This window comes from Paraburkholderia sp. BR10141 (genome assembly GCF_056155635.1).
The window spans coordinates 95023-113840 of sequence record NZ_JBMIQH010000002.1; the positions used below are offsets into that span (position 1 = coordinate 95023).

The 18818-nt window shown below is 66.0% G+C and carries 15 protein-coding genes; 3 read left to right on the forward strand and 12 right to left on the reverse strand.

Annotation, left to right across the window (positions count from 1 at the left end; translation table 11 throughout):
• The first annotated feature begins 10 nt into the window (after positions 1-10).
• Both ACOJB8_RS03000 and ACOJB8_RS03005 read left to right on the forward strand, forming a co-directional pair.
• A complete protein-coding gene (locus tag ACOJB8_RS03000; RefSeq protein ID WP_475011007.1) occupies positions 11-1183 on the forward strand; it encodes an MFS transporter in 1173 nt (390 codons plus the stop codon).
• A 90-nt stretch (positions 1184-1273) separates the two neighbouring features.
• Positions 1274-2152, forward strand: coding sequence for a LysR substrate-binding domain-containing protein (locus tag ACOJB8_RS03005; RefSeq protein ID WP_069267008.1), 879 nt, complete (start codon positions 1274-1276; stop codon positions 2150-2152).
• Here ACOJB8_RS03005 and ACOJB8_RS03010 read toward each other — a convergent pair.
• From ACOJB8_RS03010 to aldA, 4 genes are all read right to left on the reverse strand, one after another.
• Complete coding sequence (locus tag ACOJB8_RS03010) at positions 2125-3801, reverse strand: GMC family oxidoreductase (protein ID WP_475011008.1); 1677 nt, start codon at positions 3799-3801, stop codon at positions 2125-2127. The two genes, ACOJB8_RS03005 and ACOJB8_RS03010, sit on opposite strands and share 28 nt — an antisense overlap.
• Before the next feature lie 17 nt (positions 3802-3818).
• Positions 3819-5036, reverse strand: coding sequence for a mandelate racemase/muconate lactonizing enzyme family protein (locus ACOJB8_RS03015; RefSeq protein ID WP_475011009.1), 1218 nt, complete (start codon positions 5034-5036; stop codon positions 3819-3821).
• A 13-nt stretch (positions 5037-5049) separates the two neighbouring features.
• Entirely contained in the window at positions 5050-6339 is a 1290-nt protein-coding gene (locus ACOJB8_RS03020) for an MFS transporter (protein ID WP_475011220.1), read from the reverse strand.
• A 247-nt stretch (positions 6340-6586) separates the two neighbouring features.
• Positions 6587-8008, reverse strand: coding sequence for an aldehyde dehydrogenase (aldA, locus tag ACOJB8_RS03025; RefSeq protein WP_368619176.1), 1422 nt, complete (start codon positions 8006-8008; stop codon positions 6587-6589).
• A gap of 251 nt (positions 8009-8259) precedes the next feature.
• On the opposite strand from aldA, the gene ACOJB8_RS03030 reads away from it, so the two are divergent.
• The gene (locus tag ACOJB8_RS03030; protein WP_069267012.1) at positions 8260-8988 is read left to right on the forward strand and encodes a DeoR/GlpR family DNA-binding transcription regulator; all 729 of its coding nucleotides are present in this window, start codon (positions 8260-8262) and stop codon (positions 8986-8988) included.
• 48 nt (positions 8989-9036) lie between these two features.
• Here ACOJB8_RS03030 and ACOJB8_RS03035 read toward each other — a convergent pair whose 3' ends face one another.
• The 8 genes from ACOJB8_RS03035 to deoC form a co-directional block, all read right to left on the reverse strand.
• Positions 9037-10074 (reverse strand): ABC transporter permease, encoded by a 1038-nt coding sequence (locus ACOJB8_RS03035; RefSeq protein WP_475011222.1) that lies wholly within the window; start codon positions 10072-10074, stop codon positions 9037-9039.
• A gap of 35 nt (positions 10075-10109) precedes the next feature.
• Positions 10110-11630 carry a sugar ABC transporter ATP-binding protein gene (locus tag ACOJB8_RS03040; RefSeq protein WP_475011010.1) on the reverse strand — a complete coding sequence of 507 codons (1521 nt, stop codon included), beginning with the start codon at positions 11628-11630 and terminating at the stop codon, positions 10110-10112.
• Positions 11631-11703: 73 nt separating this feature from the next.
• Entirely contained in the window at positions 11704-12708 is a 1005-nt protein-coding gene (locus ACOJB8_RS03045) for an autoinducer 2 ABC transporter substrate-binding protein (RefSeq protein ID WP_069267015.1), read from the reverse strand.
• A 102-nt stretch (positions 12709-12810) separates the two neighbouring features.
• Positions 12811-13848, reverse strand: coding sequence for an ABC transporter permease (locus ACOJB8_RS03050; protein WP_368605141.1), 1038 nt, complete (start codon positions 13846-13848; stop codon positions 12811-12813).
• A 39-nt stretch (positions 13849-13887) separates the two neighbouring features.
• On the reverse strand, positions 13888-14829 hold the full coding sequence (gene rbsK / locus ACOJB8_RS03055) for a ribokinase (protein WP_475011011.1): 942 nt from the start codon (positions 14827-14829) through the stop codon (positions 13888-13890).
• A complete protein-coding gene (locus ACOJB8_RS03060) occupies positions 14826-15305 on the reverse strand; it encodes an RbsD/FucU family protein (RefSeq protein WP_069267018.1) in 480 nt (159 codons plus the stop codon). The genes rbsK and ACOJB8_RS03060 overlap by 4 nt, the downstream gene beginning before the upstream one ends.
• Positions 15306-15347: 42 nt before the next feature.
• The gene (locus tag ACOJB8_RS03065) at positions 15348-17729 is read right to left on the reverse strand and encodes an aldehyde dehydrogenase family protein (RefSeq protein WP_475011012.1); all 2382 of its coding nucleotides are present in this window, start codon (positions 17727-17729) and stop codon (positions 15348-15350) included.
• Between the two features lie 13 nt (positions 17730-17742).
• Positions 17743-18756 (reverse strand): deoxyribose-phosphate aldolase, encoded by a 1014-nt coding sequence (deoC, locus tag ACOJB8_RS03070; RefSeq protein ID WP_475011013.1) that lies wholly within the window; start codon positions 18754-18756, stop codon positions 17743-17745.
• Positions 18757-18818: the final 62 nt, after the last annotated feature.

Sequence of the window (18818 nt, forward strand, 5' to 3'; positions counted from 1 at the left end):
GCCGCCGTACATGCGGGCGCTCATCGGCCTGCTGGGCGGCTATACGATCCTCGTTTGCGGGAACAGCCTCCTCACGACGCTGATCTCGCTGCGCATGCTGCAAGGTGAGCGCACCGCACTCGACGTCGGCCTCGTGCAATCGTGCTATTACGTCGGCTTTATCGTCGGCGCGCTGGGGCTCGGCCCGATCGTCGGGCGCATCGGGCCACAGCGCGCCTTCATCGGCTTTGGCGCGCTCGCCGCGCTCGCGGCGCTCGGCTATCTCTCGTTCGATTCCCCTGACATCTGGGCCCTGCTGCGGCTCATCACCGGCTTCAGCATGGTCGGCGTGTTCACCTCGATCGAAAGCGGCGTGAACGGCGCGGTGCCGAACGAGCGGCGCGGGCGTGCGTTCGCGTTTTATCTCGTGCTCACCTATCTCGGCGTCAGCGCCGGGCAGTTCCTGCTGGGCGTGGGCGCGCCCGGCGGCATCTTCGAGCATGCGCTCGTGAACGGCTTGTTCGTGACCGCGCTCATCCCGGTGGCGTTGATCGGCGAGTGGCAATCGGCGGGAGCCGGACCGCCCGCGCCTGCGGCCACGGCGCCGCCTTCCGCGCTCGCCACGCCGAAGCGCCCCACGCTGCTGCTCGACGGCCTGCGCGAACTGCACCGCGTCGCGCCGCGTAGCGTGCCGGCCTGCATCGGCGCGGGGCTGCTTTCCAGCGCGTTCTATGCGCTCACGCCGGTGTATCTCGCGCGCATCGGTTATCCGGCCAGCGGGATTTCGCGCGCCATGGGTGTCGTGCTGATCGGCGCACTGCTTTCGCAATGGCCCGTGGGGCGGCTCTCGGACCGCCTCGGGCGGAGCGCCACGCTCGGCCTGATCTCGCTCGTCTCCGCGTGCGCGGCCGCGGCGCTCGCCATCCTGCGCGCACCGGTTCTCGTCGATACGATCCTCTTTCTCTACGTCGCGCTTACCTTCACGCTCTACGGCGTGATCGTCTCCGACGTGAACGACCGTGTCGATCAGGCGCGACGCGTGCAGACGAGCGCGACGCTGCTGCTCGTGTTCTCGCTCGGCGGCGCGGCCGGACCCACCGTCGCTTCGCTGTTCATGCGTCTGTTGGGGGCGGGCGGGCTCTATGTGTTCGCGCTCGTCGTCACGCTCTCGCTCGCTGCGCTCTCACGTGCGCGGGGCGTCTGAATGGCGGCGCGGGCCGGTATACTGCGTCGTTTGCAGGAGGCGTCGTTTCGACATGGCGCCCGGAGCGAGGAGACGACCTTGAAGCGAAAGATGCCGGCGCTGAACGCCCTGAAGGCGTTCGAGGCGGCAGGCACGAGCGGCAGCTTCACCCGCGCCGCCGAGCAGCTGAACGTGACGCAGAGCGCCGTGAGCCGCCAGGTGCGCCAGCTCGAGGAGCAGCTTGGCGAGGCGCTGCTAGAGCGCCATCATCACCGGCTCGAGCTGACCGAAGCCGGGCGTGCGCTGCTGCGCACGCTCCAGCAGTCGTTCGACCGCATCGAACTGACGGTGCGCACGATCCAGCAGAAGAGCGACCTCAACCGCCTGCGCGTGAACGCGCCGCCCACCTTCGCGAGCCGCTGGCTCGTGCCGCGCCTTACGCGTCTGCAGGCGCGCCATCCCGAACTCGAACTGAGCCTCACCACGCATCTGCAGGACAGTCTCGCCGATTCGACGGCGCTGGACTGCGCGATCCGCTTTGGCGATGGCGAATGGGAAGGCCTCGACAGCTCGCTGCTGATGCACGAATCGCACATCGCCGTGTGCGCGCCCGCGCTGCTCGCGCAAGGGCCCATCGATCTCACGCGGCATACTTTGCTGCACGTGCTCGCGGGCGACAACCAGCGCTATCTCACGTGGCGGCACTGGCTCGACGCGGCGCGCATCGAAGACGTGGACACCTCGGGCGGCTACGAATTCGACTTGCTCGATCATGCGATCCGCGCGGCCATCGAAGGGCTCGGCGTGACGATGGCCGACCGCCACATGATCGAGCACGAGTTGGCCCAAGGTCTGCTCGCGCCCGTGCGCGACATCCACGTGGACGGCCGCCAGTCATACTGGTTCGTGGTGCGGCCCGAACAGAAGGCTTCGAAGCCGCTCCGGCTTTTCCGGCAATGGCTTCAGGACGAAGTTGCGGCCATGCGCTGACGGCCCTGCTCGATGGCCTTTGCGGCGATGGCCTGATCGGCGTCTTCCAGAATCAGGTCTGCGCCCTTTTCCGCGACCATCATCGTCGGCGCGTTGGTGTTGCCCGAAGTGATATTGGGGAAGATCGACGCATCCACCACGCGCAGGCCTTCGATGCCATGCACGCGCAGGCGCGCGTCCACCACCGACGTGCGCGGGTCCGGCCCCATCGCGCAGGAGCCGCACAGGTGATAGATCGAGCCGCTTTGCTCGCGGAAGAACTTGAGCATGCTCGCGTCGTCGGTCACTTCGCCGGCGGGCGTCACCTCGGCTTCGGTGATGCCCTGCAGTGCGCGCGCTGTCATCAGCTTGCGCACGAGGCGGCTGCCCGCAATCGCTTCGTCGCGGTCCTTCTGCGTCGAGAGGTAGTTGCCGCGAATTTTCGGCGCGTCTTCCACGTTCGCCGAAGCGATCTCCACCGAGCCGCGGCTCGTGGGCCGGCAAGGATTGAAGCAGACGAGAAAGCCCGAGTACGGCTCCGGCGTGAGTTGCGCGCGATCCGACTTCGGAATCCGGTACGAAAGCGGGTTGAAGTACACCTGCATGTTCGGGTGCGCCTCGTCCTGGCTCGAGCGGAAGAAGCCGCCCGACTGGTTTACGCTCATCGAGAACGGGCCCTTGCGCTGAAGCACGTATTGCAGTCCGAACTTCAGCTTGCCCATCCAGCTGCTGAACGAATCGTTGAGCGTCTTCACGCGCGAGCGATAGTAAAAGCTCACGCACAGATGGTCCTGCAGGTTCTGTCCCACCGCAGGCAGTTCATGCACCACGTCGATGCCGTGCTTCGCGAGCAATTCGCGCGGGCCCACGCCCGATAGCTGCAACAGCTTGGGCGAATCGACCGCGCCGGCCGCGACGATGACCTCGCGATTTGCACGAAACGTGCGCTTCACGCCCTGCTGCACGATCTCCACGCCGATGGCGCGTTTTTGCGCCTCGTCGAACAGCACACGCGTGGCGCGCGCATGATGCTCGATCTTCAGGTTCGAGCGCTGCCCCGCGCGATGCAGGTAGGCCACGCTGCTCGAATCGCGTTTGCCGTCGCGCGTGTTCACATCGTAGATGCCCACGCCTTCGAGCCGCGCGCCGTTGAAGTCCTCGTTGCGCTCGTAGCCGAGCTGCGTGCAGCCTTCGACAAAGGTGCGGCAAACCGGATGCGCGCCCTCCTTCATCGGCGTGATGCGCACGGGGCCGTTCGCGCCGTGCCACGGCGTGTCGCCGAGCGGATGCGATTCGAGCTTGCGGAAGTACGGCAGCACTTCCTGGTACGACCAGCCCGCATTGCCCGCCGCGGCCCAGTCGTCGTAGTCGCGCGCGGCGCCGCGCACGTAGATCATGGCGTTGATCGCGCCAGAGCCGCCCTGCACCTTGCCGCGCGGCGCGTAGATCTGCCGGCCGGCAAGCTCCGGCTCCGGCTCGCTGTAGTACATCCAGTTGTACTGCTTGTTGTAGTACAGCTTGGCGAACCCGATCGGGATCTTGAACCAGAACGAATCGTCGGGTCCGCCCGCTTCGAGCAGCAGCACCGAATGACGCCCCGAAGCGGAGAGCCGTTCCGCGAGAATGCAGCCCGCCGAGCCGGCGCCGGCGATGATGTAGTCGTAGTTCATCTGAGTGCTCCGGCAGGTCAGCCGCGTGCGGGCGAGGTATCGCGCACGTCGGCGGGCTGGCTCGCCATCTGCAGATGCAGACGCTTACCCGTATAAGGCGAGTGCGCGCGCACGACGTCCATGTCGAGCTCGACGCCAAGGCCCGGTGCCTTCGACGGGACGATGTAGCCGTCTTCCCACTGAATCGGCTGCTTGAGCACTCGTGCGTGGAAACCGTCCCACGTGCCGATGCTTTCCTGAATCAGGAAGTTCGGCGTGCAGGCCGCGAGCTGAATGCTTGCCGCCGCGCCAATGGGCCCGTTGTAGAGATGCGGCGCGATCTGCGCGTAGTGCACTTCGGCGAGCGTCGCGATCTTCTTCGCTTCGAGCAGGCCGCCCACGCGCGCGACGTTCAGTTGCAGGATCGACGCACCGCCCGCCTGCAGCAGTTTGTGAAATTCGTATTTGGTGGTGAGGCGCTCGCCCGTGGCAATGGGAATCGACGTGTGCTTCGCGACATTGGCGATGGCCTCCTCCTGGCCCGGCGGCACCGGCTCTTCGAACCACAGCGGGTCGTATTTCTCGAGCCGCTTCGCCAGCCGGATCGCCGAGGAAGGCACCATCTGTCCATGCGTGCCGAACAGCAGATCGGCCCTGCTTCCCACCGCTTCTCGCACCTTGCGGCAGAACGTTTCGCATCGGTCGAGCACGTCGAGCGAAAGCTGATGCCCCGAATAAGCCGTGTACGGACCCGCCGGATCGAACTTCACCGCGGTGAAGCCACGCTTCACGTTCTCGGCCGCGCATTCGGCGGCGAGATCGGGATCGTCGTAATCGTATTCGCCTTGCGCGTTCTTCGGGTACAGGTAGGTGTACGAACGAAGCCGCTCGTTCACCATGCCCCCGAGCAGTTCGTACACGGGCTTGTCCGCCGCCTTCCCGATGATGTCCCAGCATGCCATTTCGAGGCCGCTCACGATGCCCATCATCGTGAGGTCCGCGCGCTGCGTGAAGCCGCTCGAATAGGTCTCGCGGAACAGGCGCTCGACGCGGTGCGGATCGTGGTCCAGCAGATAGCGTGTGAAGACGTCTTCGATCGCGCTCACCATCACGTCGGGATGGAACGTGGCCGCGTAGATTTCGCCCACGCCTTCGATGCCACAATCGGTTTTCAGCGTAACGAAGATCCAGTACATGCCGCCGAGGTGCGGAGGCGGCACAGCGACGACGTTCGTTTCAATTGCAACGACTTTCATGGTTCAGGCTGTTTCAGGCAGGTTTGGAGTGGGTCATACGCTTGAGCACGAGCGCGGCGATACCGCCGAGCGTGCCAATGGCGGCGACATAGGCGAAATAGATCTGGTAGCCGAGCATGCCCGCGTAGTGCTCGGTGATATAGCCGTTCACGAGCGGCAGGAAGATGTCCGACGAATACCCGATCAGCGAAACGAGACCGATGGCGAGGCCCGTGATGCGCATGGGAATCGCGCAGTAGTCGAGCAGCGTCCAGTAGAGGCCGCGAATCGCGTAGGTCATGAGGCCGATGAACAGCACCACCGCGCCGAGCAGCACCATGTTGCGCAGCGCGGGCAGCACGATCAGGCCGATCAGGCCCGCGACGGCGAGGAACAGCGCCCAGATCAGCACGCGCAGGTTCGACAGGCGGTCGCCGAGAAAGCCGCCGCCAATGCCGCCGATGGGACGCATCCAGAGCTTCGCGGTGGTGACCATGCCGGCCGCCACGACGGTCATATGCATCTCGCCCTGCTGGAGATACGCGGAGAAGCTGTAAGTCGCCCAGAAGATCTGATAGCCGCAGAACACCACGGCTGCCATCAGCCAGAGTTGGGGAATCGCGGCGAGCGTCGCGAGATCGCGCCACAGCGAACCGTTCGCATTCGCCTCGACCGGCTTGCTTTCGGCCTGCGCGGGCGCGGGATCCTTGAAGAAGCTCATCAACGCGCCGAGTGCGATACACGTGAAGGAATACATATAGATCACGTGGCGCAGGCCCGCCGCTTCACCGCGTCCCGAGCCGGTTGCGGCGGCGAATAGCGCGAGCGCGGCAGTGGCGAGCAGCGCTTCGACGAGCCCGCGTCCGCCATCGAGCAGCCCGAAAAAACGGCCTTGTTCGTTCGCCCCCGCGATCATGCGCACGCGTTTGAGCACGGACGCCCAGAACGTGAGGCCGGTCGTGACGCCCCAAAGGCAGAAGATCACGAGCAGCGCATGGAACGAGGGTGCTGTGGAGTACCAGAGGCCCAGCGCCCCGGTGCCGATAAGCGAAAAGCAGATCAACAGGCGCGGCGCGACACGGTCGGCGAGCCAGCCGCTCGGCAGATAGGAAATGAAGAACACGATGCCGAGCACCGAGTAAAGATAGCCGAGTTGGGCGTTGTCGATATGCAGGACATCGAGCATCGTGGTCTGGTAGACCTGACGCAGATACAGCAGTGGATAGATACCGCCCGCGGCGAGCACGAGCAGCAGCAACTGCACGTAGCGCTGCATGGAGCCCGCAGCGACGGGCGTGAGCGCTGCGGTTTCGGCGCGCGGCATCGCCGGCGCATTGGGCTTTCCGATGGACTTCTGCAAGTTTGTCTCCTGTCGACCAGAGTTGGCGCTTTAGCGCTTACTCTGGTCCCATGCAAAGCTGTCGACCAGAGTTGGTGCAAAGCACTTACTCTGGTCCCATGCAAGGCTGTCGACCGGCACGCGGGCGGTTGCCCGCGCGAGGCGTCTTTTCTTTATCTGCGACGCCCAGTTCAAGGGCGCCGTTGCTGCGATTAATCAGTAACTCGAACGATCAGAACGGCATCACGACAAGGCGTGTCTGCGTGAATTCGAGCATGCCGTGCTTGCCGTCGTCGCCGCCGAGGCCCGAGCGCTTCCAGCCGGCGTGATAGCCCTGATACGGGTCCGCGGGCGTGCGGTTCACGTACAGCTCGCCGGCTTCGATCTCGTTCGCGACGCGCAGGGTCGAGCGGTAGCGCTCCGTAAAGAGCACCGACGAAAGGCCGAACTGGTGATCGTTGGCCATGCGCAGCGCGTCATCGAGCGTCTCGTACGAAAGCACCGGCAGCACCGGGCCGAAGATCTCCTCCTGCACGATCTCCATGTCCTGGCGGCAATGCGTGAGCAAGGTAGGCGGATAGAAATGGCCCTTGCCTTCGGGCACGTAGCCCCCCGTTTCGAGCTTCGCGCCTTCGGCCACCGCACGTTCGACCATCGCGTGGATCGCCGTGCGTGCGCTCGCGCTCACTAGCGGACCCATGCGAGCGGCGTCTTCGGCGCGGTCGCCGAAGCGCACGGCGCCCATCTTCTCGCGCAGCAGCGCGACGAAGCGGTCATGCACCGAAGCGTGCACGTACACACGTTCGATCGCCGTGCAAAGCTGGCCGCAATGCGTGGTTTTCGAGCGCACGATGGCCGTAGCGGCCGCTTCGAGATCGGCGTCGTCTTCGATGATCGCGGGCGTCTTGCCGCCCAGTTCCAGTGACGGCTTCGCGATATTTTCCTTGCAGTAGTCGAGCACCTTGCGGCCCGCGCTCACGCTGCCCGTGAGCGTGATCATGCCGACGTCCGCGTGCGTGCAGAGCACAGCGGCCGTGTCGTGGTCCATGGCCAGCACGTTGAAAATGCCCGCCGGAAGTTCGGCTTCCTGCGCGGCGCGCGCCACTTCGAACGCCGAGCACGGCGTGTTGTTGCTCGGGCGCACGACCACCGCGTTACCGGTGATGAGCGCCGGCGCGACCTTGCGCAGCAGCGTGTACACGGGGAAGTTGAACGGAATCAGGCATGCGGCCACGCCGATCGGCTCGCGCATGAGAACGAGGTTTTCGTTCGCGCTGTCGCTCGGAATCACCTCGCCTTCGATGCGACGCGCCCACTGCGCGTGGTAGCGCAGGATTTCGGCGGCGTACTGTGCTTCGGCGGTTGCGTCCGCGACGCTCTTGCCCGACTCGGCGGCAAGCGCCGCGCCGATCTTCGGCGCGCGCGCCACGATCGCTTCTGCAAACCGGTTCAGGCTCGCGCCGCGTTCGGCGGCGGGCAACTTGCGCCAGGCGCGCTGCGCGGCCCTGGCGGCCACGACCGCGCGAACCGCGTCCGCGGCGCTCGCCGCGCTCACGTGGCCGATCGCGTCGCCGGTTGCGGGATTATGGACAGCGATCTGCGGCCCTTCGGCGCCGACGAACTGCCCATTGATGAAATTGAGGTCTGATCGCATGGATTGCTGCCGGTTTGGCGTTGCCGCCGCTTCACGAGAAAGGGCAGTATCCGTGCGGCATCGGGACGCCACAAACGATTAATTGTCGAGCGGAGCATGCGAAAAACGCATGCTCGCCGAAGCGGGCGCCGGGGCGGCAGGAGCCAAAGCGCGTGGCCATCGCACGCCTTGCTTGTTATAATTCGCTCAAGCGTACGAAACAAATCTAACGTTCGCCGGAACGCAGCACAGTCCGGCGCAGCACCCACTCCATGGCCAAAACCGACCGGCTGCGCGCCCTTGCCGACGCGCTCGCAAAACACAACGTCATGCATCTGCGCGATGCAGCCAGCGTGCTTGGTGTCTCCGAGATGACCGTGCGGCGCGACATCGCCGCGAATCCCGAGCGTTTCACGTATCTGGGCGGCTATATCGTGAGCGCGCAGGACGTGCCCAATACCGCCGGCTACTCGCTCGAACACGAAAAGGACCACTTCGCGCAGGCCAAGTCGCAAGCGTCCGCGCACGCGGCACGGCTCATCGCGCAGAACGACACCGTCTTCATCGACTGCGGCACGACGCTTGCCGCACTCGCGCGCCTCATTCCTTCCCAGTTGCAGATCACGGCGGTGTGCTATTCGCTCAACGTGGCCGAGATTCTGCGGCGCATGCCCAATGTGCGCATGATCCTGCTGGGAGGCGTGTATGTGCCGTCGTCGGATTCGTTTTCCGGCGAGGAGAGCCTGGAAACGCTGCGCCGCATGGGCATCAACAAGGCGTTTATTTCAGCGGGCGGCGTGGACGCCGCGCGCGGCGTGACGTGCTGGAACTTTCACGAAGTGGCGCTCAAGCAAGCCGCCATGGCCAGCGCCGTAGAAAGCCATCTCGTTGTGGATGCCAGCAAGTATGGCATCGTGAAGGCGTGGCGCTTTTCGCAGCTGGACGACTTCAATTCCGTCATCACCGAGAAAGGCCAGACGCTGCGCGAGCACAGCGCATAAGCGCCGACCGGCCGTGCGGCGCCGGCCTCGCGCCAATAGTCTGCCGACTCAGCCGCGCCGGCGCAGCGCGAACAGCGTGCCGGCCACCAGAATGAACGCGCCGACGATCACCTTCTGCCACGTGCTCGGCACGCCCACGAGAATCAGCACGTTGTTGATGAGCGTGACGAGCGCCACACCGAGCAGCGTGCCCACGACCGTGCCACTGCCGCCGGTAATGCGCGCGCCGCCCAGAATCACCGCCGCGATCACGTCGAGTTCCGAGCCCACCAGGTCAAACGGATTGGCAAGCCGGTTGTTCGCCACGTGCAAAATGCCCGCCACGCCGGCGAGAAACCCCGTATAGCCGAACACGAACAGCCGGATCGCGCGCAGGTTGAAGCCCAGCCGCTCCGCAATCGCCGTGCTGCCGCCCATGGCGTAGACGCCGCGCCCCATCATCGTACGGTTGAGCAGCCACCACGTGAGGAGCGCGCCTGCCACGAGTGCGATCGCGGAAACCGGCAGCACCGCGTTGAGCCCATCGGCGGTCTTGTAGGCGATGAGCGGAATGCGGCCGAAGTGATCCATGCTGTGCGGGATGTTCATGAAGAACGTCGTGCCCACGAAGGTAAGCAGCAGCCCGCGATAGAGGTATTGCGTGCCGATCGTCACGATCAGCGAGGGCGCCTGCAGCCGGTGCACGAGCATGCCGTTGATGACGCCGAGCACGATACCGCCCACGGCGCCCGTGAGCAGAATGAGCGCGAACGGCGCATCGGGCCACCACGCGAATACGGCCTTCGTGATCGAGTACATCGTGAGCGCGCCGATCGCCGTGAACGAGACGTCGATGCCGCCCGACGCCAGCACGACGAGCGTGCCCAGCGCGAACAGCGACGTGATCGTCGCCGAGTGCAGCAGGTCGAACAGCGTGGCCCACTGGAAAAAGCGCGGGTTGATGGAGGCGACGATCACGCAGGTAATGACGATCAGCGTGGCCGTGAACCATTCGGGGTTGCGGGCGAGCTTCGCGCGCCAGTTCAGCGGTACGCTCTGGCGCGCGACTTCGACGGTGTTGGACGACGTGCTCATTGTCTGATTCATGCTCATGCGGTGTCCGGCAAAACGTTACGCGAAATTCAGGCTGCCTCTGCAAGCAGCGCACGGTACAGCTCGGCTTCGGTCAGACGATCGGCGTGGTGCTCTTCAGCGAGGCGGCCCTTACGCATCATCAGTACGCGGTCACAGTTCTGCAGCAGCTCGGGCAGGTCGTCGCTCACGAGCAGAATGCCGATGCCGCGCTGCGAGAGCCGCTGCATGATGCGATAGATGATGTCCTTCGAGCCGACGTCCACGCCCACGGTCGGCCCGTGGAGGATCAGCACGTGCGGGTCGATGGCGAGCCAACGGCCAATCAGCACGCGCTGCTGGTTGCCGCCCGAGAGCGACTGCACGGCCTTGTCCACATCGGGCGTGGCGATCTGCAGTTCCTTCACGGTGTTTTCGGCCAGCGCGCGTGCGCGCGTGCGATCGATCTGGCCGAAGCGGTCGCGCAGGCTCGCGATCATCGCCGTGATCACGTTGTCGCGAATCGGCTTGTCGAGGAAAAGGCCTTCATTCAGACGGTCTTCCGGCACATAGCCAATGCGCGCACGCCTCGCATCGCCGGGCGTCGAAAGCTTGATCGCGCGGCCTTCGAGCACGATCTCGCCCGCATCGGCGGGCGCGACGCCCGCAAGCGCACGCGCGAGTTCGTTGCGGCCCGAATCGAGCAGACCCGTCACGCCGAGAATCTCGCCGCGATGCAGCGTGAACGACACGTCGCTGAACAGGCCCGTTCGACCCAGACCGCGAACGTCGAGCAGCACCTCGGCTTCGGCCGCGACGTTGCGGTAGCGCTCGGTGGAAAGCTCGCGGCCCGTCATCAGTTCGCTCAACTGCGCCTTGGTGTAGTTCGTGATCGGGCCTTGCGTCACTTTCTGGCCATCGCGCAGCACGATCACTTCGCCGCCGATCGCATAGCACTCGTCGAGCTTGTGGCTCACGAACAGCACGGTCACGTCCTGCGCGCGCAACTGGCCGAGCACGGCAATGAGGTTGGTCACTTCCTTTTGCGTGAGCGAGGTCGTGGGCTCGTCCATGATGACGAACTTCGCCTCGCTCGCAATGGCGCGCGCGATCGCCACGAGCTGGCGCGTGGCGAGCGGCAGTTGTTCGATGAGCGTCGCCTGGAAGTCGGCGTCGCCCGGCAGGCCCACGGCCTTCAAGGCGCGCTCGGCCGTGCGCGCGAGTTCGCGGCGGTCGAACGTGCGCGCGAGGCGCCCCGCGTGCTCAGCGAGTTCGGTCGTGAGCCCGATGTTTTCGGCCACGTTCATGTTGGGCAGCAGCGAAAGATCCTGATACACAGTCTCGATGCCCGCCGCGAGCGATTCGAGCGGCGTGAGCCGCGCGTGGCGCGCGCCGTCGATCACCAGCTCGCCTTCGTCCGGCGGCTGCGCGCCGGAGATGATCTTGATGAGCGTGCTCTTGCCGCACCCGTTCTCGCCGAGCAGGTGATAGATCTGCCCGCGCTCGAACGCGAGCGTCACGCCGCGCAAGGCGTGCACGCCCGTGAAGCGCTTGTGCACGCCGAGCACCTGCAATAACGGTTCTGAAGCCATGTCGTCTCTTCGTGACGTTGCGACGAAGCGCGCGCCGGGCTGCGAGCCCGCTGCGCGCGCCACCTTCTACCGATCAGAAGTTGTATTGCTTGTAGTTCGACTTGTCGACGCTCACCCAGCCCTGGCCGCGCACGATGATGCCCTTGCCCGGACCCTTCGACACCGTGACCTTCTCGTAACCCGGCAGGCCGAGGTTCGCGCCGTTCTCCACGGTCTTGCCGTCGATCAGCATCATCGCGATCTTGTTCATGGCGATGCCCGCCAGCTTCGGATCCCAGAACGCAATGCCGTTGATCGCGCCGCTTTCGAGGTACTTGCCGGCCTCGGTCGGCAAGCCGGTGCCGTACACGCAGATCTTGCCCTGCAGGCCCGCTTCCTCGACGGCGCGGCCAATGCCGATCACGTCGAGCGACGACGAGCCCTGGAAGCCCTTGATGTCCGGATGCTTGCGCAGCACTTCCTTGGCCACTTCATACGCGTGCTCGCCGTCGTTGTTGGTTTCGAGGTTGGTCTCGACGAGCTGCATCTTCGGGAACTTCTTCTTCGCGTTGTCGATGCCGCCATTGGCCCACTGCACCTGCGAGCGGCTGCCGAGCGAGCCGACCATCGTCGCCCACTTGCCATCGTCGTGCATGCACGAGGCGAGGCGGTCGTTGAGCGCGGCACCATAGGCGGAGTTGTCGAACGCCTCGACGTCGACCATCGTGTTCTTTTCGTTGTCGGCTTCGTGCGTGACGACCTTGATGCCGCGGTCCATCGCCTTCTTGAGCGCTGGTTCGAGCGTCGGCGGGTCATACGGCACGACCGCGATCGCGCTCACTTTCTTCGCGATCAGGTCGTCGATGATCTTCAGTTGCTGCGCGGCGTCCGCGCGGCCGGGCCCGGTCTGGTAGACCGAGACTTTCGGGTTGTCCTTGCCGAATTCCTTGACGCCGTCGTCCATCCGATTGAACCAGCTGATGCCGGTCACCTTCACCACCGTGACGATGGTCGGGTTCTCCGCCGCATACGCCACGGCCGCCATGCCAGCGGCAAGTGCACACGCCGTGATCGCCACACTGAGTCGCTTGATCTTCATGTTCGATGTCTCCGTTTTTTATTAGCCGATTAACCGTCGCCCCGAAAGAGATGGCGGCGGACCTCCGAGGCACGAGGCCCGCCTGCTACACAGTTCGGCTGGTCAGCCCGAAGTCCGCCCTTTGCCAGCAGACGGGGAGCCACCGAAACCGAAAATCGCGCGCACCCGCTCGCCGCCCGCGAACGCGAGCGAGAGCAACAGCAGGAAGCCCCAGGCGCAATCGCCGAAAAACTGCGAAACGCCCATCAGATTGAAGAGGCTCGAAAGGAATTGCAGCACCGTTGCGGCGAAGAACACGCAGATGATGCGTCCGTAGCCGCCCGCCGGATTCACGCCGCCCATCACCGCAATGAGAATGGCGATCAGCAGATAGGAATTGCCGTAGTCCCATTTCGCGCTGAGCGTGTGCGAAACGCTCACGAGCCCGGCGAGCGAGGCGAGCACGCCGCACATCGCGTAGGTCATGATCAGCATGCGCGCGCGCGGAATGCCGGCATAGAACGCCGCGCGCTGGTTCGTGCCCATGAGGTAGAGGCGCAGCCCGAACGGCGTGCGCCTGAGCAGCCAGCCCAGCAGCACGACCACGGCCACGAATAGCAGGAACGAAATCGGTATCTGAAAGAACGTGCCGTTGCTGATATCGGCGAGCGGTTCGACATAATCCACGTGCACGGAGGCGCCGTTGCTCAGCGCCACCGCGAAGCCCGTGAAAAGCAACTGTGTGCCGAGCGTGCAGAGAATGGGCGTGAGCCCGAGGCGCGCAATCACCACGCCGTTGAGCAGACCGCCAAGGAGCCCCATCCCAAGCACGATCACGATGAAGAGCGCCGTATAGAGCGCGGGCGAATCGTCGCCGCTCACGAAACGCGGCACCACCAGCGCGGCGATCATGCCCGAAAGATTCGCGAGCCCCACGCCGGACAGGTCGATGCCGCCGTTGCCTGACAGCATGGAGAGCATGATGCCGAGCGCGAGTAGCGCGACTTCGGGCAGTTGCGCGCCCATCGACTGCAGGTTGTCGATGCCGACGAACTGCCCGCGCGACACCCAGACCGCGACCAGCACGACCAGCAGGTTCACGGCCAGCAGGAAGTTCAACTGCCGGTCACCGAACCATTTGGCAAAGAGTGCAGACTTCATGGACCTCATCCTTTGCGGTGTGTTTTCACCTGGCAACGTTCAATGCGCGCTGGCGTTCGCCGTGCGTGCGAGCATGGCGTCGACTTCTTCCTTGCGCGGCATGGAGGGCGCGGTGCCGGGGCGCGTCACGGAAATGCCTGCCAGCGCGCAGCCAAAGCGGGTGGCCGTGAGCGCGTCGTCGCCGCGCGCGAGCGCCGCCGCGAAGCCGCCCGTGAAGCCGTCGCCCGCACCCGCCGTCTCCACTACCGGCCCGCAGTTGAAGGCGGGTAGCAAGACCGAAGCATCGCGCGTGTGGAGCAGCGCGCCGGCTTCGCCCAGCGTCACGATGACCGCGCCCGCGCCCTTGGCGAGCAGCACGTCGGCGGCGCGGCGCGCGTCGGCGGCGTTGCGGATCTCGATGCCCGTGAGCGCCTGCGCCTCGGTCTCATTGGGCGTGATGTAGTCGCAAAGCGGGAAGATGTCGTCGGGCAGCGCCATGGCGGGGGCCGGATTGAACACCGTCTTCACGCCATGCCGGCGCGCGAGTTCGAGGCCGCGCCGCGCTGCCGCGAGCGGCTGCTCCAGTTGCGTGACGAATACCTGGGAGGCCGCAATATCGGCTTCGATCGCTTCGGCGTCGCCGGGCTCCATCGTGGCCGCTGCGCCCGCTGCGACGATGATCGCGTTCATGCCGGTCGTGTCGTCCACGAAGATGTGCGCCGCGCCCGTGGCCAGTCCGTCCACGGCCTGGGTGCGCGCCGTGATGCCTTCGGCGGCCCACGTCGCCCGCGCGATGTCGCCGAACGCGTCGTTGCCCACACGCGTGCAGAACACCACCTGCGCGCCCGCGCGCGCGGCGGCCACGGCCTGATTCGAGCCCTTGCCGCCCGGCCCCATCGCGAATGCCGATCCGGCGAGCGTCTCGCCGATCATCGGCATGCGGCTCGCGCGAAATGCGAGATCGGTCACATAGATGCCGAGGATGACGACGCGTCCGCTCATTGGCCCTGCTCCCTGCCGCGCGGCGCGTCGGGCGCGAGCAGCACGCCTTTGGTGAACACGAAGCAGCCGTAGCCGCGCGTTTCGCCCGTGGCGATCACGCAGTAGGCCTTGCGGGCGCGCGCATAGAACGCATGGCGCTCGATAGGCGCGAACGGCACGGCGCGGCCTTCCGCGGCGTCGACCTCGGCCTGCGCTTCGTGCTGCACGGCGGGAATCGTGTTGGGTTCGCCGACCACTTCCATGCGCATGGCCGGGGCTTCGACGAAGGTGTCGAGCGGCAGCACGGAGAGGATCGCGCGCACGGCGCGGGGCGCATCGGCGCCGTCGATGCGCAGGAGCTTGCCGAGCACCGTGGCGCGCGCAACGGAGTCGGCGGGAAAGTTGGCGTCGCAAACGACGAGTTCGTCGCCGTGACCCATCGCGCGCAGCGCTTGCAGGACATCGGCGTTCAGAAGCGGGTCGAGATTCTTCAGCATGCTTTTGTCTCCATTGATCTGGCGTTTTCTTGTTCGAAGCGCTCAGTCGCCGTACGGTATCCAGATGTTCTTCACCTGCACGGCATGGCGCAGGAACGGCAATCCTGCGCTCGTCCGGTCAAACCAGTCAACCTCGCGGCCATGATCGACGAAGGTCCGCTTCAGGTTGCCCACCGACTCGCGCTCCACGAGGGACGAATCGGCCGCCGTGCCGAAGCACCAGAGCGCGTCCACGTCGTCGTGCTTCGCGAGGGCCGGCAGCAGCGCGGCGCGCTCGCCGGTCAGGATGTTGAGCGCGCCCGCAGGCACATCCGAGGTTTCCACGACCTGATAGAAGTCCGTCGCAGCCAGCGGGCACGCCTCGCTCGCCAGCGCCACGACGCGATTGCCCATCGCGAGCGCCGGTGCGATCAGCGAAACGAAGCCGAGCAGCGGCGCTTCGTCGGGGCAGGCGATGCCGACCACGCCCAGCGCCTCGTGCATGGCGAGCGCGACACCGCGCAACGGCGGGGTATGCACCGCGCCATCGAACTTGTCGGCCCACGCCGCGTAGCTGAAGAGCCGGTCGATCGCCATCTCCGTTTCACGCCCGGCCGCGCGCGCGTCGTGCCCCGCGCGGCGCGTGAGTTGCCGTGCGAATTCTTCGGCGCGCGCGCTCAGGTTTTCCGCGAGGTAGTACAGCACCTGGGCGCGAGCGTGCGTGCTCATCTGCGTCCACTTGCCCGCGCCGCGCGCGGCGGCAACGGCGTCGCGCACGTCCTTGCGGCTGCCCGCACCGACTTCGCCCACCCATTCACCGTTTGGTGCGTAGATGGCGTGTGAATAGCCGCTATCGGGCCGTACCTGTTTGCCGCCGATAAAAAGCTTCGCAGTGCGATCGAGACCGCCGCCCGCGTGCGCAAAGTCTGGCGCCGGCGGGCGCACCTCACGTTGCGCGCGCATCGGCAGCTTGCTCCATGCGGCCGGCTTCAGATATTCGAATACGCCTTCGCGGCCGCCCTCGCGGCCGAAGCCCGATTCGCGATAGCCGCCGAAGCCCACGCTCGCGTCGAACAGGTTCGTCGCGTTGATCCACACCACGCCGCACTGCAGACGCGGCGCGATGTCGAGCGCGCGCCCGATGGTCTCGCTCCACACGCTCGCGGCGAGGCCGTAGCGCGAATTGTTGGCGAGCGCCACGGCCTCTTCCGGCGTGCGAAAGCTCATGGCCGCGAGCACCGGCCCGAAGATTTCCTCCTGCGCGAGCGTCGAGGCAGGCCCGATGCCCGTCACGAGCGTCGGCGGATAGAAGCAGCCGCCCGATGGCAACTCGACTTCGCGCGGCTGCCACACGTTGCAGCCTTCGCGCCGCCCGGCTTCCACGAGCGACTCGATGCGTTCGAGCTGTACCGGATCGACGATCGCGCCAATGTCGATGCCCTTGTCGAGCGAGGGCCCGACGCGCAGCGTCGCCATGCGGCGCTTGAGTTTCTCGATAAAGCGCGCCTCGACGCCCTCCTGCACCAGCAGCCGGGAACCCGCGCAGCATACCTGGCCCTGGTTGAACCAGATGGCGTCCACCACGCCTTCCACGGCGCCGTCGAGGTCGGCGTCGTCGAACACGATGAACGGCGACTTGCCGCCCAGTTCGAGCGTGAGCGACTTGCCCGTGCCGGCCGTGGCCGTGCGGATGAGGCGACCTACTTCGGTCGAGCCCGTGAACGCGATCTTGTCGACGCCGGGATGCTCGACGAGCACCGCGCCCGTGCTGCCGTCGCCCGTCACCACGTTGAGCACGCCCTTGGGCAGGCCGGCGCGATGCGCCAGTTCGGCGAACAGCAGCGCGGTGAGCGGCGTGTATTCGGCGGGCTTGAGTACCACGCAGTTGCCGAGTGCGATGGCGGGCGCCACTTTCCACGCGAGCATCAGCAGCGGGAAATTCCACGGCACGATCTGGCCGATCACGCCGAGCGGCGACCAGCCTTCCAGCTCGCTCTCCTGAAGCTGCGCCCAACCCGCGTGATGGAGGAAATGGCGCGCCACGAGCGGCACGTCGATGTCGCGCGCCTCGCGAATCGGCTTGCCGTTGTCGAGCGCCTCGAGCACGGCGAAGAGGCGGCTGTGGCGCTGCACCATGCGCGAGAGCGCGTAGAGATGCCGCGCGCGCGCCGCACCGCCCATGGCGTACCACTCGGGCTGCGCCGCGCGCGCCCCCGCGACGGCCGCCGCTACGTCCGCCGCACCGCCTTGCGCCACGGCGGCGAGCGCCTCGCCCGTGGCGGGCGCGCGTACTTCGAAGTGCGCGCCATCGGCACTTTCGCGCCACGCGCCGTCAATGAAATGCCCAAACGCGGCCTCGTGCTGCGCGAGCCACGCGCGCACGGGCTGATCGTCCTCGGGGGCGGGACCGTAATCCATCGTTCGGAAATACTCGGCTACGCTCATCGGTATGGTCTGCTCAGGCTACGGGGTGGCGGTGGAAGGCGGAATAGCGGCCGCTCACATGGTGTTCGAGCTGGCGCTCGATGTCGGCGAGCAGGCTCGAAGCGCCGAAGCGGAACAACTCGGGCTCGAGCCAGGGCCGCCCCAGCTCTTCCTTCATGAGGATCTGGTACGCGAGCGCGGTTTTGGCATTCGAGACGCCGCCCGCGGGCTTGAAGCCCACCAGCGCGCCGGTGCGCTCGCGGTATTCCCGGATCATGCGCACCATCACGAGCGAAACGTCGAGCGTGGCGTTGACCCCCTCCTTGCCCGTGGACGTCTTGATGAAGTCCGCGCCCGCCATCATGCAGACCATCGACGCGCGAGCGATGTTCGACAGCACGCGGATGTCGCCCGTGGCGAGAATCGCCTTCAGATGCGCGTCGCCGCAGGCCGCGCGAAACTCGCGCACTTCGTCGTAGAGCGCGCGCCAGTTGCCGGTGAGCACGTGCTCGCGCGTGACGACGATGTCGATTTCCTCGGCGCCGTCCTTAACGGAGGCCTCGATTTCCTTGAGCTTGAGCGCGTGCGGGTTCAAGCCCGCCGGAAAACCGGTGGAAACTGCCGCGACGGGAATACCGCTGCCCGCCAGCGCATCCACGGCTGCCGCAACGAAGCGGTGGTACACGCACACCGCGCCTGTCGTGATGGCATCGGGCGCGAAGCCGAGCGCCGCGAGCAGGTCGGCGCGCACGGGGTTGCGCGCCTTCGTGCACAGGCGTCGCACGCGGCCTTCGGTGTCGTCGCCGTTGAGCGTGGTGAGATCGATGCAGGTGATGGCCTTCAGGAGCCACGCGGCCTGCGGGTCCTTCTTGACCGCGCGGCGCGTGCCGAGCGTGGCCGTGCGCCGCTCGACGGCGGACTGGTTGACGCGCAAGGCGTCGAGCCACGCCGCGTCGAACGCCACGCCGGCGTTGCGCGCTAAATGCGCAGCATGCTGGGCGGGCGCGCCGCGCAGCACGACGAGCGAGTTCGTTGAGGCTTCTGACATAGGCTGGGTAGCGAATTTGTGCGATGCACATCAAACCGTGGTGGTTTATTCGCACTCATCCT

Coding starts and splice junctions, on each gene's coding strand:
- ACOJB8_RS03000 (WP_475011007.1), top strand. CDS start 11: ATGCGGGCGCTCATCGGCCTGCTGGGCGGCTATACGATCCTCGTTTGC.
- ACOJB8_RS03005 (WP_069267008.1), top strand. CDS start 1,274: ATGCCGGCGCTGAACGCCCTGAAGGCGTTCGAGGCGGCAGGCACGAGC.
- ACOJB8_RS03010 (WP_475011008.1), bottom strand. CDS start 3,801: ATGAACTACGACTACATCATCGCCGGCGCCGGCTCGGCGGGCTGCATT.
- ACOJB8_RS03015 (WP_475011009.1), bottom strand. CDS start 5,036: ATGAAAGTCGTTGCAATTGAAACGAACGTCGTCGCTGTGCCGCCTCCG.
- ACOJB8_RS03020 (WP_475011220.1), bottom strand. CDS start 6,339: ATGCCGCGCGCCGAAACCGCAGCGCTCACGCCCGTCGCTGCGGGCTCC.
- aldA (WP_368619176.1), bottom strand. CDS start 8,008: ATGCGATCAGACCTCAATTTCATCAATGGGCAGTTCGTCGGCGCCGAA.
- ACOJB8_RS03030 (WP_069267012.1), top strand. CDS start 8,260: ATGGCCAAAACCGACCGGCTGCGCGCCCTTGCCGACGCGCTCGCAAAA.
- ACOJB8_RS03035 (WP_475011222.1), bottom strand. CDS start 10,074: ATGAATCAGACAATGAGCACGTCGTCCAACACCGTCGAAGTCGCGCGC.
- ACOJB8_RS03040 (WP_475011010.1), bottom strand. CDS start 11,630: ATGGCTTCAGAACCGTTATTGCAGGTGCTCGGCGTGCACAAGCGCTTC.
- ACOJB8_RS03045 (WP_069267015.1), bottom strand. CDS start 12,708: ATGAAGATCAAGCGACTCAGTGTGGCGATCACGGCGTGTGCACTTGCC.
- ACOJB8_RS03050 (WP_368605141.1), bottom strand. CDS start 13,848: ATGAAGTCTGCACTCTTTGCCAAATGGTTCGGTGACCGGCAGTTGAAC.
- rbsK (WP_475011011.1), bottom strand. CDS start 14,829: ATGAGCGGACGCGTCGTCATCCTCGGCATCTATGTGACCGATCTCGCA.
- ACOJB8_RS03060 (WP_069267018.1), bottom strand. CDS start 15,305: ATGCTGAAGAATCTCGACCCGCTTCTGAACGCCGATGTCCTGCAAGCG.
- ACOJB8_RS03065 (WP_475011012.1), bottom strand. CDS start 17,729: ATGAGCGTAGCCGAGTATTTCCGAACGATGGATTACGGTCCCGCCCCC.
- deoC (WP_475011013.1), bottom strand. CDS start 18,756: ATGTCAGAAGCCTCAACGAACTCGCTCGTCGTGCTGCGCGGCGCGCCC.